At 63.0% G+C, this 15124-nt stretch carries 11 protein-coding genes; 8 read left to right on the plus strand and 3 right to left on the minus strand.

The features are described 5' to 3' along the window. Window positions 1–74 precede the first annotated feature (74 nt). The 8 genes from ACIQUB_RS24035 to ACIQUB_RS24070 all read left to right on the plus strand — a co-directional run bounded on the left by ACIQUB_RS24035 (window position 75) and on the right by ACIQUB_RS24070 (window position 7927). Window positions 75–1352 (plus strand): polyhydroxyalkanoate depolymerase, encoded by a 1278-nt coding sequence (locus ACIQUB_RS24035; protein ID WP_113238271.1) that lies wholly within the window; start codon window positions 75–77, stop codon window positions 1350–1352. 145 nt (window positions 1353–1497) lie between these two features. Further along, window positions 1498–1932: a DUF2852 domain-containing protein gene (locus ACIQUB_RS24040; protein WP_112942608.1), complete on the plus strand. Its 435-nt coding sequence runs from the start codon at window positions 1498–1500 to the stop codon at window positions 1930–1932. An 88-nt stretch (window positions 1933–2020) separates the two neighbouring features. Beyond that, a complete protein-coding gene (locus tag ACIQUB_RS24045) occupies window positions 2021–2782 on the plus strand; it encodes a M48 family metallopeptidase (protein ID WP_113238272.1) in 762 nt (253 codons plus the stop codon). An 88-nt stretch (window positions 2783–2870) separates the two neighbouring features. Then, the gene (locus ACIQUB_RS24050; RefSeq protein ID WP_018901135.1) at window positions 2871–3539 is read left to right on the plus strand and encodes a phosphoribosylanthranilate isomerase; all 669 of its coding nucleotides are present in this window, start codon (window positions 2871–2873) and stop codon (window positions 3537–3539) included. A gap of 2 nt (window positions 3540–3541) precedes the next feature. After that, window positions 3542–4762, plus strand: a complete 1221-nt coding sequence (gene trpB / locus ACIQUB_RS24055) for a tryptophan synthase subunit beta (RefSeq protein ID WP_113238245.1) — start codon at window positions 3542–3544, stop codon at window positions 4760–4762. 3 nt (window positions 4763–4765) lie between these two features. Beyond that, window positions 4766–5605 carry a tryptophan synthase subunit alpha gene (trpA, locus tag ACIQUB_RS24060; RefSeq protein WP_113238246.1) on the plus strand — a complete coding sequence of 280 codons (840 nt, stop codon included), beginning with the start codon at window positions 4766–4768 and terminating at the stop codon, window positions 5603–5605. Window positions 5606–5644: 39 nt separating this feature from the next. Further along, a complete protein-coding gene (gene accD / locus ACIQUB_RS24065) occupies window positions 5645–6547 on the plus strand; it encodes an acetyl-CoA carboxylase, carboxyltransferase subunit beta (protein WP_047509149.1) in 903 nt (300 codons plus the stop codon). Window positions 6548–6574: 27 nt separating this feature from the next. After that, complete coding sequence (locus ACIQUB_RS24070; protein ID WP_113238247.1) at window positions 6575–7927, plus strand: folylpolyglutamate synthase/dihydrofolate synthase family protein; 1353 nt, start codon at window positions 6575–6577, stop codon at window positions 7925–7927. Window positions 7928–8005: 78 nt separating this feature from the next. Here the strand turns inward: ACIQUB_RS24070 and trxA are convergent, their stop codons facing one another. The 3 genes from trxA to addB form a co-directional block, all read right to left on the minus strand. Next, window positions 8006–8326: a thioredoxin gene (trxA, locus tag ACIQUB_RS24075; RefSeq protein WP_018901140.1), complete on the minus strand. Its 321-nt coding sequence runs from the start codon at window positions 8324–8326 to the stop codon at window positions 8006–8008. A 74-nt stretch (window positions 8327–8400) separates the two neighbouring features. Then, complete coding sequence (gene addA / locus ACIQUB_RS24080) at window positions 8401–11952, minus strand: double-strand break repair helicase AddA (protein WP_402932879.1); 3552 nt, start codon at window positions 11950–11952, stop codon at window positions 8401–8403. Next, a complete protein-coding gene (gene addB / locus ACIQUB_RS24085) occupies window positions 11945–15124 on the minus strand; it encodes a double-strand break repair protein AddB (protein ID WP_402932882.1) in 3180 nt (1059 codons plus the stop codon). Before addB ends, addA begins: the two co-directional genes overlap by 8 nt.

The raw sequence follows: 15124 nt of genomic DNA on the forward strand, positions 1-15124 counted from the left end.
AGCACATCGTTGGAAAGAGTCCGATGCCTTTCAGCAGGCGTCATCTTCCAGATGAAAGAAAGGTGATGCATCTCATGTTTTACCAGCTTTATGAAATGAACCATGCCGCGATGGCGCCTTACCGCGCCGTGGCCGATATCATGCGGCTTGCCTATGCCAACCCGCTCAATCCGCTGTCCCAAACCCCCTGGGGCCGGACAATGGCCGCAGCGCTCGAGATGTTCGAGCGCACGACGCGCCGCTACGGCAAGCCGTCCTTCGATCTGCCGGAGACCGTTGTCGGCGACAAGAAGGTCGCGGTTCGAGAAGAAGTCGTCTGGGCACGGCCCTTCTGCAATCTGCTGCATTTCTCGCGCAATCTGCCGGCCGCTCACGCTCCGGACCCGCGCATCCTGATCGTCGCCCCCATGTCCGGGCACTACGCGACATTGTTGCGCGGCACGGTCGAGGCACTGCTGCCGAGCGCGGATATCTACATCACCGATTGGATCGACGCCCGCATGGTGCCGATGACCGACGGGACCTTCGATTTCAACGATTATGTCGATTACGTCATCGAGATGCTGCACTTCCTCGGGCCGGACACGCACGTGATCGCGGTCTGTCAGCCCTCCGTGCCGGTACTCGCTGCCGCAGCCGTCATGGAAGAGGCCAACGATCCGCTGGCGCCGGCGTCGATGACGCTGATGGGCGGCCCGATCGATACCCGCATCAATCCGACCGCCGTCAACCAGCTGGCCAAGGACAAGCCGCTGGAATGGTTCGCCGAAAACGTGATCATGAACGTCCCCTGGCCGCAGCCGGGCTTCATGCGCCCGGTCTATCCGGGCTTCCTGCAGCTCTCCGGCTTCATGTCGATGAACCTCGATCGGCATCTTGTCGCCCACAAGGAGTTCTTCATGCATCTGGTGAAGAACGACGGCGAGCCGGCCGAAAAGCATCGCGACTTCTACGACGAATATCTCGCCGTCATGGATCTGACTGCCGAGTTCTACCTGCAGACCGTCGATCAGGTCTTCATCAGGCACGCGCTTCCGAAGGGTGAACTCGAACACCGCGGCAAGTTGGTCGACCCCACGGCGATCCGCAACGTGGCGCTTCTGACTGTCGAGGGCGAGAACGACGACATCTCGGGCGTCGGCCAGACCAAGGCCGCGCAGACCATCTGCACCAACATTCCCGACCACATGCGCATGCACTACCTGCAGCCGGATGTCGGCCACTACGGCGTCTTCAACGGCTCGCGTTTCCGCCGCGAAATCGCGCCGCGCATCGTCAATTTCGTCCGCGAGCATGGCCGCGCCGGAAAGCCGGCGGTCAAGCGCGTGATCAAGGGCGGCAAATCAACCTGATTTAGCATAAGCTGAATTAGTGTTTTGGTTTCAAGGCCTTGTCCGATTTGAGCGGAAATCGTCTTGAAGCGGTGTCAAACGGTAACCACATCGATTTCCAGCGTTCGGCATTTCGCCGGGCGCGGAAATGCGAGGACACCGTACGATGAACCAGTCAGCATTGCTTCGCCCGGATTGGACTCCGGCTACCATTGCCCTGATGATCCTCGGCTTCGTGGTTTTCTGGCCTCTGGGTCTCGCCATGCTCGCCTACATCATCTTCGGGGAGCGCCTGCGCGGCTTCAAGCGCGACGCCAATAGTGCCGCCGATGGATTCTTCGCCGGCTGCCGACGCTCTCATGGCCGCTATCGCCCGCACTTCACCACGGGCAACGTCGCCTTCGACGATTGGCGCAAGGCCGAGCTCGACAGGCTCGAGGAAGAACGCCGCAAGCTCGATGAAATGCGCGAGGACTTCGAAACCTATGTGCGCGAGCTCCGCCGCGCCAAGGACCAGGACGAGTTCGACCGCTACATGCGCGATCGCAAGAACACCAGGCGCGACGATAACGGCCCGGTTGCCGAATATCAGGCGCCGTAACCGCGATCGACATCAAAACATCAGCCGGCACCATCAGGTGCCGGTTTTTCTTTGACCGGAATTGCGACGAATCATATAGAAAATGCCGATGTTCCCGCTCTTGTCCAAGCCACGACGCAGTGTCCGCAAACCGGCTCCGCCGGAGACCCGTACGCTCGACGTTGCCGGACGACTGATGCCGCTGACGATCAAGCAGCACGAGCGCGCAACCCGCATCACGCTGCGCATCGAGCCCGGAGGTCGCGCCCTGAAGATGACGATCCCGAGCGGCCTGGCGCGACGCGACGTCGACGCCTTCCTCGACCGGCATCAGGGCTGGCTCATGACCAAGCTCGCGAAATTCTCGGCCGATACCGGCCTTCACGATGGCGGCACTATCCTGTTTCGCGGCGTGTCCCATCGCATCCAGCACACGGGCAGCTTGCGCGGGCTGACCGAGGCGACCACTGTTGATGGCAAGCCGGTGCTGCGGGTGAGCGGCATGCCGGAGCATCTCGGCCGCCGCATCGCGACATTTTTGAAGAAGGAAGCACGAGCCGATCTCGAGCGGCTCGCAAAGTTCCATGCGCATTCGATCCGGGCGCCGATCAAGTCGATCTCGATGAAGGACACCCGCAGCCGCTGGGGCTCCTGTTCGGCCGAGGGAAACCTCAGCTTCTCCTGGCGCATCATCATGGCGCCACCCGCTGTTGTCGATTATCTCGCCGCTCACGAAGTCGCCCATCTCAAGGAGATGAACCACGGTCCCCACTTCTGGGCGCTGTGCAAGAAGCTCTGCCCTGGCATGGAAGATGCGAAATCCTGGCTGAAGCGGCACGGCAGCCTGCTGCACGCGATCGACTTCGACTGATAAGCCCCCGCCAATAAACCATCGTCCAAAATATCGCAGCACTCGGAATTGGCTCGACTCACGGCCTTTTTCGTGTCACTTCGCTGCCATGAAACCGGATATCAAAATCTGCGGCCTGAAAACGGCCGAAGCGATCGATCGCGCGGTGACGCGCGGCGCGACCCATATCGGCTTCATCTTCTTCGAAAAGAGCCCGCGCTATATCGAGCCCGATGATGCCGCCAAGCTGGCCGATCGGGTGCGTGGCCGCGCCAAGATCGTTGCCGTGGTGGTCAATCCGACGAATGACGATCTCGACGAGATTGTCGCCACCTTGAGGCCGGATATCCTCCAGCTTCACGGTGACGAGAGCCCCGAGCGCGTTTTGACCATAAAGGCCGTGTACGCTTTGCCTGTTATGAAGGCGTTTTCGATCCGCACGGCCGATGATCTGAAGCGCGTAGAGGCCTATATTGGTATCGCTGATCGTTTCCTCTTCGATGCGAAGCCGCCGAAGGGATCGGAATTGCCCGGCGGCAATGGTGTTTCCTTTGACTGGACGTTGCTCAGCTGGCTTGACGGCACCGTGGATTACATGCTTTCCGGTGGCCTGAACAAGGACAACATCGCCGAAGCCCTTGCCATCACCAAGGCGCCGGGGCTCGATGCGTCCTCGGGCCTGGAAAGCGCGCCCGGCGTGAAAAGCGTCGCACTGATTGATGAGTTTTTCGATGCGGTCGAGCAGGCTTGCCGGCCTGAAATGGCCTCAGGGAGTTGATAGTGAACGAGACCCCAAAACCCAATTCATTCCGCTCTGGTCCCGATGAGGATGGCCGCTTCGGCATTTACGGCGGCCGCTTCGTCGCCGAAACGCTGATGCCGCTGATCCTGGAACTGCAGGACGAGTGGGACAAGGCCAAGACCGATCCGGAATTCCAGGCGGAGTTGAAGCATCTTGGCACGCATTATATCGGCCGCCCGAGCCCGCTCTATTTCGCCGAGCGCCTGACCGCCGAACTCGGCGGCGCCAAGATCTATTTCAAGCGCGAAGAGCTGAACCACACCGGTTCGCACAAGATCAACAACTGCATCGGCCAGATACTGCTGGCCAAGCGCATGGGCAAGACCCGCATCATCGCCGAAACCGGTGCCGGCCAGCACGGCGTTGCCTCGGCAACTGTTGCCGCCCGTTTCGGTCTTCCCTGCGTCGTCTACATGGGCGCGACCGATGTCGAGCGCCAGGCGCCGAACGTGTTCCGCATGAAGCTCCTGGGCGCCGAAGTGAAGCCGGTCACCGCCGGCCACGGCACGCTGAAGGACGCCATGAACGAGGCGCTGCGCGACTGGGTTACCAATGTCGACGACACCTATTACCTGATCGGCACGGCCGCCGGCCCGCATCCCTATCCCGAAATGGTCCGCGATTTCCAGGCCGTGATCGGCGCCGAAGCCAAGGAGCAGATGCTCGAAGCCGAAGGCCGTCTGCCGGATCTCGTGGTCGCGGCCGTCGGTGGCGGCTCGAATGCGATCGGTATCTTCCATTCGTTCCTGGATGACGCCAGCGTCAAGATCGTCGGCGTCGAAGCCGGCGGCAAGGGCCTTCAGGGCGACGAGCATTGCGCGTCGATCACCGCGGGCTCGCCCGGCGTTCTCCACGGCAACCGCACCTATCTGCTGCAGGATAGCGACGGCCAGATCAAGGAAGGCCATTCGATTTCGGCCGGTCTCGATTATCCCGGCATCGGCCCCGAGCACTCCTATCTGAACGATATCGGCCGCGTCGAATACGTGCCGATCATGGACCACGAAGCGCTCGAAGCCTTCCAGACGCTGACGCGCCTCGAGGGCATCATCCCGGCGCTCGAGCCCTCGCACGCGCTGGCTGAAGTCATCAAGCGCGCGCCGAAGATGGGCAAGGATGAGATCATCCTGATGAACCTGTCCGGTCGCGGCGACAAGGACATCTTCACCGTCGGCAAGATTCTGGGAATGGGTGCATAAGTCATGACCGCACGTATGGACAAACGCTTTGCCGCTCTGAAGGCAGAAGGCCGCCCGGCGCTGGTCACCTATTTCATGGGCGGTGATCCCGATTACGACACCTCGCTCGGCATCATGAAGGCGCTGCCCGAAGCAGGTTCCGATATCATCGAGCTCGGCATGCCCTTCTCCGATCCGATGGCCGATGGCCCGGCGATCCAGATGGCCGGTCAGCGCGCGCTGAAGGCCGGACAGACGCTGAAGAAGACGCTGCAGCTCGCAGCCGATTTCCGCAAGACCGACAACGATACGCCGATCGTTCTGATGGGTTACTACAACCCGATCTATGTGCACGGCGTCGAACAGTTTCTCGGCGACGCGCTGGAAGCAGGTATTGACGGCCTGATCGTGGTCGACCTGCCGCCGGAGATGGATGACGAGCTCTGCATCCCGGCGCTGCGCAAGGGCATCAATTTCATTCGGCTCGCCACCCCGACCACCGATGAAAAGCGTCTGCCGGTCGTTCTGAAGAACACCTCCGGCTTTGTCTATTATGTCTCGATGAACGGCATCACCGGCTCGGCGCTGCCGGATCCGACGCTGGTCGCCGGCGCCGTCAAGCGCATCAAGAACCACACCGATCTGCCTGTCTGCGTCGGCTTCGGCGTCAAGACGGCCGACCATGCGAAGGTCATCGGCGCGTCCGCCGATGGCGTCGTCGTCGGCACGGCAATCGTCAATCAGGTAGCCCTCAGCCTGACCAAGGACGGCAAGGCGACAGCCGATACCGTACAGGCTGTCGCAACGCTCGTTCGCGGGCTGTCATCGGGAACACGTTCGGCGCGCCTTGTTGCTGCCGAATAGTTTTCCCACATTGGCAAGAGTTAATCAGGAGTTTTCGACTTGAACTGGATCACCAACTACGTTCGCCCCCGCATCAATTCCATGCTGGGCCGCCGCGAAGTGCCGGAGAACCTCTGGATCAAGTGCCCGGAAACGGGCGAAATGGTCTTCCATAAGGATCTCGAAGACAACAAGTGGGTCATCCCTGCTTCCGGCTATCACATGAAGATGCCGGCCAAGGCTCGTCTCACCGATCTCTTCGACGACGGCGCCTATGAAGCGCTGATCCAGCCGAAGGTCGCCCAGGATCCGCTGAAGTTCCGCGATTCCAAGAAGTACACGGACCGCCTGCGCGATAGCCGCATCAAGACCGACCAGGAAGACACGATCGTTGCCGGCGTCGGCAAGGTTCGCGGCCTGAAGCTCGTCGCCGTCGTGCACGAGTTCAACTTCATGGGTGGCTCGCTCGGCATCGCCGCCGGCGAAGCGATCGTCAAGGCCTTCGAGCGTGCCATCGCCGAGAAGTGCCCGCTCGTCATGTTCCCGGCATCGGGCGGCGCCCGCATGCAGGAAGGCATTCTGTCGCTGATGCAGCTGCCGCGCACCACCGTTGCCGTTGACATGCTGAAGGAAGCCGGCCAGCCATACATCGTCGTGCTGACAAACCCGACGACCGGCGGCGTCACCGCCTCCTACGCCATGCTCGGCGATATCCACATGGCTGAGCCCGGCGCCGAAATCTGCTTTGCAGGCAAGCGCGTCATCGAGCAGACCATTCGCGAAAAGCTGCCGGAAGGCTTCCAGACGTCGGAATACCTGCTTGAGCACGGCATGGTCGACATGGTCGTCAAGCGCCATGACATTCCCGACACGCTCGCGCGTGTCCTGAAGATCCTGACGAAGAAGCCGGCTGCCGTTGCCAACGAAAACACCGGCACGCTTGCGATCGCCGCAAGCGCCTGACCGCAAACATCACAGGCGGGTTGAGCGATGATACCCAGAGGTCAGACCGCGGTGAGCGAAGCAGCACAGGAAATCGACAAGCTCATGGGGTTGCACCCCAAGGGCTTCGATCTGTCACTGGATCGCATTACCCGCCTGCTTGCCGTTCTCGGCGATCCGCAAAAGAAGCTGCCGCCGGTCATCCATGTGGCGGGCACCAACGGCAAGGGCTCCGTCACCGCCTTCTGCCGCGCGCTTCTGGAAGCGGGCGGCTATAGCGCCCACGTCCACACCTCGCCGCATCTCGTCAATTGGCACGAGCGCTACCGCATCGGCGTCGAAGGCGGCCGCGGAAAGCTCGTCGATGACGCGGTCTTTGCCGATGCGCTGCGCCGTGTCGCTGCCGCCAATGCGGGCCAGAAGATCACCGTCTTCGAAATCCTGACGGCGGTCACCTTCATCCTGTTCTCCGAGCATCCGGCCGACGCGGCCATCATCGAGGTCGGCCTTGGCGGCCGTTTCGATGCCACCAACGTCATTTCCGATCCCGCCGTCTCGGTCATCATGCCGATCTCGCTCGATCATCAGCCCTATCTTGGCGACAGCGTCGAACTGATCGCCGCCGAAAAGGCCGGCATCATGAAGCGCAAGCGCCCAGTCGTTATCGGCAAGCAGGAATATGATGCGGCACTCGACGTGCTGATCTCCACCGCCGAGCGTCTCGGTTGCCCGACCGCAGCATTTGGCCAGGATTTCATGGCGCATGAGGAATACGGCCGGCTTGTCTATCAGGACGAATTCGGCCTCGCCGACCTGCCGCTGCCGAGGCTCCCCGGCCGCCACCAATATGCCAATGCTGCAGCCGCCATCCGCGCCGTCAAGGCCGCGGGCTTCACCGTCACCGAAGCGATGATGGAAAAGGCGATGGCTTCGGTCGAGTGGCCGGGCCGTTTGCAGAAGCTGAGCGACGGCAATCTGATGGCAAGCGCGCCCTCAGGTGCGGAGATCTGGGTCGATGGCGGTCATAATCCCGGTGCCGGCGAAGTTATCGCCGAAGCCATGGCCAATTTCGAGGAAAAGCAGCCGCGCCCGCTCTTCCTCATTATCGGCATGATCAACACCAAGGACCCGATCGGCTATTTCAACGCCTTCAAGGGGCTGGCGGAAAAGGTTTATTGCGTGCCCATTCGCGGCAGCGATGCGATGATCGACCCCGTCATCCTCGCCAACGCCGCCTATGACGCCGGTCTTGTCGCCGAGCCAATGTCCACGGTCGGCGATGCACTGGAAGCGATCCGGGACACCGCCTTCGAGCGGGAACAGCCGCCACGCATCCTGATCGGCGGATCGCTCTATCTGGTTGGCGACGTGCTTGCCGACAATGGCACTCCGCCCAAATGAGACGCTGACCAAATTGGAAGCTGAAATGAAAAAAGCCCGGCATCGACCGGGCTTTCTTCATTCTATCGTCCTGAAAAATCAGGCTGCGCTGGAAATCCAGCTCGAAAGAGCGGTCTTTGGAGCAGCGCCAACCTTGATGTCGGCCACTTCGCCGGCCTTGAACATGGCAAGCGTCGGGATCGAGCGCACACCGAACTGGGCGGCCAGCTCGGGATTTTCGTCGATGTTGAGCTTGGCGACCTTTACCTTGCCCTGGAACTCGACGGCGAGTTCTTCGAGGCTCGGAGCGATCATCTTGCACGGGCCGCACCATTCAGCCCAGAAATCGACAACGACGGGTTCTGCGGATTCCAGAACTTCAGCCTGGAAATTATTGATATCGACTTTCACGGTAGCCATAAGGCCGCTCCTTTAAAGGATTCCTGTTGAAGCACATGTGATGGTGCGCCGGCGGGATTTCAATGACCGGTATTTCACTTTGTTTTGAGCTGTGCAAGCGCCAATGCCATGGCCTCGGGCGTCAGCGTGTGCACGGAGCCGTTCTCGGTATAGACGAGCACGCAATCGATCCGCTTGCCGGGATAGAGCGGCGCCATGATCGTCTCGTAGATGGCAAGCTGCGCCCGATGCGCGAAGGGAATGGCCGCAGCCGTCTCCGGCGGCACGCGATTGGTCTTGTAATCGAGGATGACCACCCGGTCGTCGAGCACCGCCAGCCGGTCGACGCGGCCCGAGACCGCGTAATCGCGCCCGTCGAGCGTAAGCGTCCCCATGATCGACACTTCGGCCTGTGCATGGGCCTCGAACACCGGCTGCAGATCCGGTACGTCCAATAGTTTCAGAACCGAATCGATCAGCCTGTCGCGCTCGTCCTGCGGCCAGAAGCGTGCGGCGCGCTCGGCATAGCGCCTTGCCGCGTCCGCGCGCTCCGCCAGCGGTATCTCGGGCAAGGTCTGCAGCATCCGGTGCAAAAGCCGGCCTTTTTGCAGCGCCCGATCGGATTTCGGCTTGTCTGTAAACAGCGGCGAGGCCACGAGAAGATTGTCTGCCTCCTCGTCGATGATCGTTCCGGCTCCGGAAGGGCTCAGCGGGCGAGGGAGCTTCTTTTGTGGTGGCAGCGGGCGATTGAGGTCGAACGGCAGCGCGTCGCGGGCAGCAGCCTGCTCGACATGGTCGGCGCGCTCGAACATCCGCTCCATCGTCGGCACGCGCCATTCGACACCCTGCCAGTCGCCATCGGGCCCGGAGAAGGTGGCGGCTTCGACATGCGGATGGCTGTCGTCCATCGCAGCCGTTATCATCGCATGCCAGGTATCGGTATTGAGCCGCACGCCCCTGTAGCCGCAGACGATCAGCTGATCGGCCGCGCGCGTCATCGCCACGTAGAGAAGCCGGCGATATTCCTCTTCCGCCAGCACCTGGATACGCGCGGCGTCGGCCTGCGTCAGCGAATTGCTGAGATCGCCGAGCGGCACCCAGACCGGCAGCGGCGGTCGCTCGCCGCTTTGCTCCAGCAGCCGCAGTTTCGGCATATGCGAAGACGTGAACGCTTTCGAGCCGCCATCGACCAGAAACACGATCGGCGCCTCAAGCCCCTTCGAGGCGTGCACGGTCATGATCCGAACTTCGTTGCGGCCCTTGTCCTGCTCGCGCTTGACGACCGGAGCCTCGAGCTCGAGCGTCGAGATGAAGGACTGCAGGCCGGGCAGGGCGGCGGTCTCGTGGTCGAGCGTGAAGGTGAGAAACTCGTCCAGAATATCGCTCGCCTCGGTCCCCAGCCGCGCCAGAAACTGTCGCCGACCACCATGGACCCCAAGCACCCGGGCATAGAAGTCGTGAACCGGAAGGCTTTTCGATTCCTCGAGAAACAGCCGCAGTCGCTGCACCACCGCGCCAAGGCGTTCATTGCCATCCGCCGCATAGGCCTGCAGATGCGCCCACACGCTTTGGCCGTCGCCACGCATCGCCGCCACGGCGAAGATGTCGTCTTCGTTGAGATCAAAGAGCGGGCTCTTCATCACGGCGGCCAGCGAAAGGTCGTCTTCCGGCAAGAGCAGAAAGCGACCCAGCGCAACCAGATCCTGGATCGCGATATGGCTGGTCAGCCGCAGACGGTCGGCGCCCGCAACGGGAATATTACCGCGCCGTTTCAAAGCGCGCGTGAGCGCATTAACGAAGGCATCGCGCTTGCGCACGAGGACCAGAATATCGCCGGCCTCGATCAGCCGCTCCTTGCCCTTCTCGATGATCGTCTTCTTGCCGACCATCATGTCGATCGTATGCGCCATGCGCCGCGCCAGAATGGCGGCGGGTGCGCTTTCCGGCGTCGCGTCGAACGGCGCCGTCCAGTCCTCGTCCTTGATCGCGACTTCAGGCGCAATCATCTCCCACAGGTCGACGGCGCCGGGGTGGCCGATACGGTTGGAGCGATGCACCACCGGCTCTCCACCGGCGCTCAAGCCGCGCGCATTGTCTGGCGGCGTGAAGATGTGGTCGACGGCGGCAAGCACGTCGGAGGTCGACCGGAACGAGAGCGGCAATCGAACCGAGGAGAAATCCCGACCGCTCCGCGATACACGCTGCCGCGTGCGCCGGCTTTCTTCCGAGAAACGTTCGGGCCGCGCACCCTGAAACGAATAGATCGACTGCTTCTCGTCGCCCACCGCAAACAGCGTGCGCACCACGTCGCGCGCGCTTTCGCCGGAGAAGAAATCCTCCGCCAGCGATTGGATCACGCTCCACTGGATCGGGCTGGTATCCTGCGCCTCGTCGACGAGAATGTGGTCGATACCCTGATCCAGCTTGTAGTGGATCCATGGCCCGACATCGCTTTTGTTCAGAAGATCGGCGGTGCGGGTAATCAGATCCTCGAAGTCGAGCTGGCTACGCTGCTTCTTGAGATCGTCGTAGTCCCGATTGAGTCTGTCGGCGAGCACAAGGGCAGCGCGTGTGGCGTCGAACATCCGCACGATCTTAAGCCGGTCCCGGCAGGCGATCACATGCGCGCGTGCCGCGGCAATGGCGTCGGTAAGCTCCGGCGCCTGGGCGAGCATCGCCTTCACGGTGAACTGCCCATCCGCTTTCGGTTCGCCCGTGGCGGTGAGAAAGATCTTTTCCAGTGTCGGAATCCGGCGAAGGATGTCCGTTTCCCGCACCACGTTCTTCAGCGCTGAAGCGACTTCCTGCGCCTTGGCCCCGCCCTTGCTGTCCGCGAGCTCCAGATAGAGGCTGAGCGTACCGCCAGCCAAGCCGGGCAGCGGCCAGTATTGCCCGGCGATCGCAAGCTCGGTGTCGTCTTCTGCAAGCCCGAGCTCCGCCCGCAAGACGTTGTCGAGGCCGCCATTCCGGTCGGCGGCCTGGGTGAAAGCCTTGATCGCATTGCGGTTTGCAACGATCTCGCCAAGCAGCGTTTCCAGCCCGGATTCGTCGCCGAGGTTGAGGACATAGGAGAAGGCGTCCGCCAGCGCCTTGTCTTCCTCGGGCGTCGTCGCCGTCAGCAGCGAGCGCCGCGCGTCGGCAAGCAGCGTCGCGGCTGCCCGGTCGTCGAGCACGGAAAAGTGCCCGGCCACGTTCGCTTCCAGCGGAAACTGATGCAGCAGCGCTTCGCAAAAGGCGTGGATGGTCTGGATCTTCAGCCCGCCCGGGGTCTCCAGCGCCTTGGCAAAAAGCCTGCGCGCCTCCGCGAGCTTGAGGAAGTCAGGCGGCGTTCCCTCGATCTGGGCAATGCGGCGGCTGAGTTCCTCGTCCGAAAGCACAGCCCATTCGGCCAGCCGATCGAACACGCGGTTCGACATCTCGGAGGCCGCCGCCTTCGTATAGGTCAGGCACAGGATCGCCGAGGGCCGCGCACCTGATAGCAGCAGCCGGATCACCCGTTGCGTCAGGACGTGCGTCTTTCCCGATCCGGCATTGGCCGAAACCCAGGCCGATCGACGCGGATCGGATGCGATCGATTGCTGCACCGTCGTCCAGCTGGTCCAGTCGTGGGGGTCGTCGCCCTCGGGCAGTGCCGTTTCGTCACTCATCATTGCTGGCCTCATCGCTTTCGGCCGTCGACCATTCCGAGACGCGGGCAAGGTGATCGTAATCGCCGCCGAACTCGAATTGCTGGGCGGGAATGAGCCGCGAAGTGAAACCCTTCTCGCCGGATTGCAGCAGCGCCACGAATTTCACCAGCTGATCGATGGAATCGCCGGCAAGTTCGATCGCTGATTTCGCCTTGTCGCTGCGTGCCGAGAATTCGTTGTTGACGGTGTCGACCTGGAACCGGCTTCCCGGCCGTAGCCGCACATAAAGCAGGTCCTGCGGCACCAGCTTGCCGGTATCCATGAATCCACCGGCCTTGAGCACCTCGGCCTCCAGCGCCAGCTGCGGATCGAGCAGCGCGCGTGCCTGCGCGGGCGAGGGGTTGTAGCCCGTCTTATAGTCGATCAGATCGGCGGAGTGCGGCCCGGTGATATCGATCCGGTCGGCAACGCCGCTAAGCCGGATATCGACCTGCTCGAGCTGCATGGCGCCGCGGACTTCAGTGAGCGTGCGCTGGAGCCCCGGCCGCCGCTCCGCTTCCCAGGCGAGGAACGAGCGCGCCACTTCGCGGAAGCGCGGCCGCCAGACGGCATCGATATGCGCCGGCAGCTGCTCCATGTCGAACAGTTCGGTGAGGATGCGCTCCATCGCCGCCGTGCCGTCGGGCGTTCCGGCGATGTTGCCCTCGCGCACGAACCTGTCGATGATCTTGTGATAGAGCGTCCCGCGCTCGGCAGCCCCGGGGTCGCGGTTGAAGGCATCGACGGCGTCGAGCTTCAGAACGCGCCGCGCATAGATCGCATAGGGGTCGCGCCGGAGCCGGCCGACCTCGCTGAACGAGTAGGATTTCGGCTGCACCTCGCGCGGTGGCGTCGGGCTCGGTCGCTGCGCCGGCGCTTGCCGTTGCCCCTCGTCGAGCAGGCTGGCCCAGTGTACGAACTGCTCACCCCGATCCTTCAGCGTCGCTTCGAAACTCTTCCCGCAAAAGGCCATCAGCCGCTGCAGCCAGCGCGAGGCGACGGTGGGTGTCGAGCCCTTGCGGAGTGCGCGCGTGTAGACGAGATGCCGCGTCCCGTTGGCCATCTCGAAGTCGTGCGCCAGCTGCCCGATACGGCGCTCCGGGGGCTCCAACCCGATCTCGGTCTTCATCGATCGCGAGATGAAGGGATTGTTGGCCGTCTGGCCCGGCCACGAACCCTCGTTCAAGCCGCCGAGGATCAGCGTATCGACGCTCTGCAGGCGGGCTTCCAGCGTACCGAAGATGAACAGCCGCGGATGGCTGAGCGCTTGCGGCTTCACCGCCTGTCCGGCCGAGAGCGCTGCCATGATATCGATCCACTGCGCCCCATCCGCCTCGATCTGGCCGTCAGTCCCGATCACCTCGCCAAGCAAGGTCGCCAGCGTGTCGCCTGCCTCGCCAGACCACAGCCCGGAGAGATCACCCTTCTCGTCGCGCGCGACCGCCTCGATGGCGCGGCCGGTGCGATCGGCCCAGTCGGAGAGTGTGAAGCGCGTGGTCAGTCCGCGACTACCCGTTTCGTGGCGCACGAGCGCGGAAGCGAGCGGCTCGGTTGCTTCACCCACCCGGCGGGCGAGATCGCGTGCCAGATCGATCGCGTGGACGGGAAGCGCCTTGCGCCAATGCGGTGTATGTCGGTCGAGCGCCTGTTCGGAAAGCTGGTGTTCGAGCAGCGGCCCAAGCGCGCTGATATCGACCTCCGCGACGCCGCCGCGCAAGGCCAGCAATTCGAGCGCGGCCACCGCCTCGGAAAGCGCGCCGCGCTCCAGCCCGAAGCGTGCCAAGGGGTGCTTGAGAAGGCTGACTATCGCCACTGGATCGCCCGGTCGCAGCGCCGCTTCGAGCAGGAGTTGCAGCAGAGTTCCCTGCGGCATCGCTGCAAGCGGCGTACCGGCCGAATCGTCGGCAATGATGCCGAAGCGCGAAAGCTCCGCCATCACGCGGCGGGCAAGGTTGCGGTCCGGCGTAATCAGCGCCGCGCGGCTTTCGCCGTCCTTGCCTGGCTGCTCCAATGCCAACCGAAGCGCGATTGCGATCGCGGTCGCCTCTTCGCGCTCATTGCCGGCTTCTATCAGCGATACATCGGCAAAGGCCGCTGCGATATCGCTCTCCGGAAGCGTCGTCTTCCACCGGCTCCAGTTGCTGGTCGCCTCGGATGGTGACAGCGCATGCGAGAGGATTTGTGCGCGGACGGCAAGCGCGTCGGGTGCGCTAGCAAGTGTCGAAACATCGTCGCGCGTCAGGCTCAGGCGCTTCAAAAGCTGCGCCAGGCCATATTGCGAGTGGCTGCGGCTTGCGGCATCGGCCATATCGGGGGCGACCATCCGCCAGTGCTCATCGGGCATGCCGACATCGAGACCCGGCAGAACGATGACGCCCTCGCGCCGCGCTGCCACCGCCGCGATCAGATCGGCCGTTGCCGGCACCGAACCGGTCGATCCGGCGATGATGATCGGTCCGCTTTCCGGCATGGTCGCGATGCGGTTGGCCTCGGCTCTCAGGATCGCGTTGCGGTGCCGCGCCGGCGAGGATTTGCCGAGCTCGTTCAGGCGTTCCGGCCAGAAGGCGCTGGCGATCTGCAGAAACTCCGCCGTCAGCTGCCACCACAGCGCATGATCCCTCGCGCTCAGCGTCGCAAGTTCGCTCCAGTCACGATCCTCGGTCTCGATGGAATCGATCAGTTCGGCCAGGTTTCTGGCAAGCCAGATCGCGTCCGCCGGGCTGGCGGGCGCGACGAGCGGCGAATCGGAATGGATGCTGCGCACGATCTCGGGCAGCTTGTTACGCCAGGCGAGGATCAGCCGCGCCAGCTCCAGCAGCCGCGCGGTGTTGGAAAGCGGTTGCGCGAGATCGAGCGTTGCCGGCAGCGCTTCATCGAAATAGCCGCTATCGTCATCCGTCTCACCAAGCGGCCGGATGATCGGCAGGATCGCGGAGCGCCCGCCGAGCAGATCGACGAACTCCGAACGCAGCACGCGCACCGCGCGCCGCGTCGGCAGATAGATCGTCACCTTGGAGAGCGACAACGGATCGGCTGGGTCATGGCGAAACAGCGGCGTCAGCCGTCCGTCGCAGAGCGTCTCGGCCAAGGTCGCGAGAAAGGGCAGCCCTGCCGGTATTGTCAGAACCCTGGGCTGGTGCCGCTCGCTCAT

The organism is Rhizobium sp. NPDC090275, assembly GCF_044772225.1.
Classification (GTDB): Bacteria; Pseudomonadota; Alphaproteobacteria; order Rhizobiales; family Rhizobiaceae; genus Rhizobium.

Excerpts from the sequence above, each read along its gene's own strand:
- addA (WP_402932879.1), bottom strand. The coding sequence starts at position 11,952 with ATGAGTGACGAAACGGCACTGCCCGAGGGCGACGACCCCCACGACTGG.
- ACIQUB_RS24070 (WP_113238247.1), top strand. The coding sequence starts at position 6,575 with ATGATACCCAGAGGTCAGACCGCGGTGAGCGAAGCAGCACAGGAAATC.
- ACIQUB_RS24035 (WP_113238271.1), top strand. The coding sequence starts at position 75 with ATGTTTTACCAGCTTTATGAAATGAACCATGCCGCGATGGCGCCTTAC.
- ACIQUB_RS24045 (WP_113238272.1), top strand. The coding sequence starts at position 2,021 with ATGTTCCCGCTCTTGTCCAAGCCACGACGCAGTGTCCGCAAACCGGCT.
- ACIQUB_RS24050 (WP_018901135.1), top strand. The coding sequence starts at position 2,871 with ATGAAACCGGATATCAAAATCTGCGGCCTGAAAACGGCCGAAGCGATC.
- ACIQUB_RS24040 (WP_112942608.1), top strand. The coding sequence starts at position 1,498 with ATGAACCAGTCAGCATTGCTTCGCCCGGATTGGACTCCGGCTACCATT.
- trxA (WP_018901140.1), bottom strand. The coding sequence starts at position 8,326 with ATGGCTACCGTGAAAGTCGATATCAATAATTTCCAGGCTGAAGTTCTG.
- trpA (WP_113238246.1), top strand. The coding sequence starts at position 4,766 with ATGACCGCACGTATGGACAAACGCTTTGCCGCTCTGAAGGCAGAAGGC.
- addB (WP_402932882.1), bottom strand. The coding sequence starts at position 15,124 with ATGAGCGAGCGGCACCAGCCCAGGGTTCTGACAATACCGGCAGGGCTG.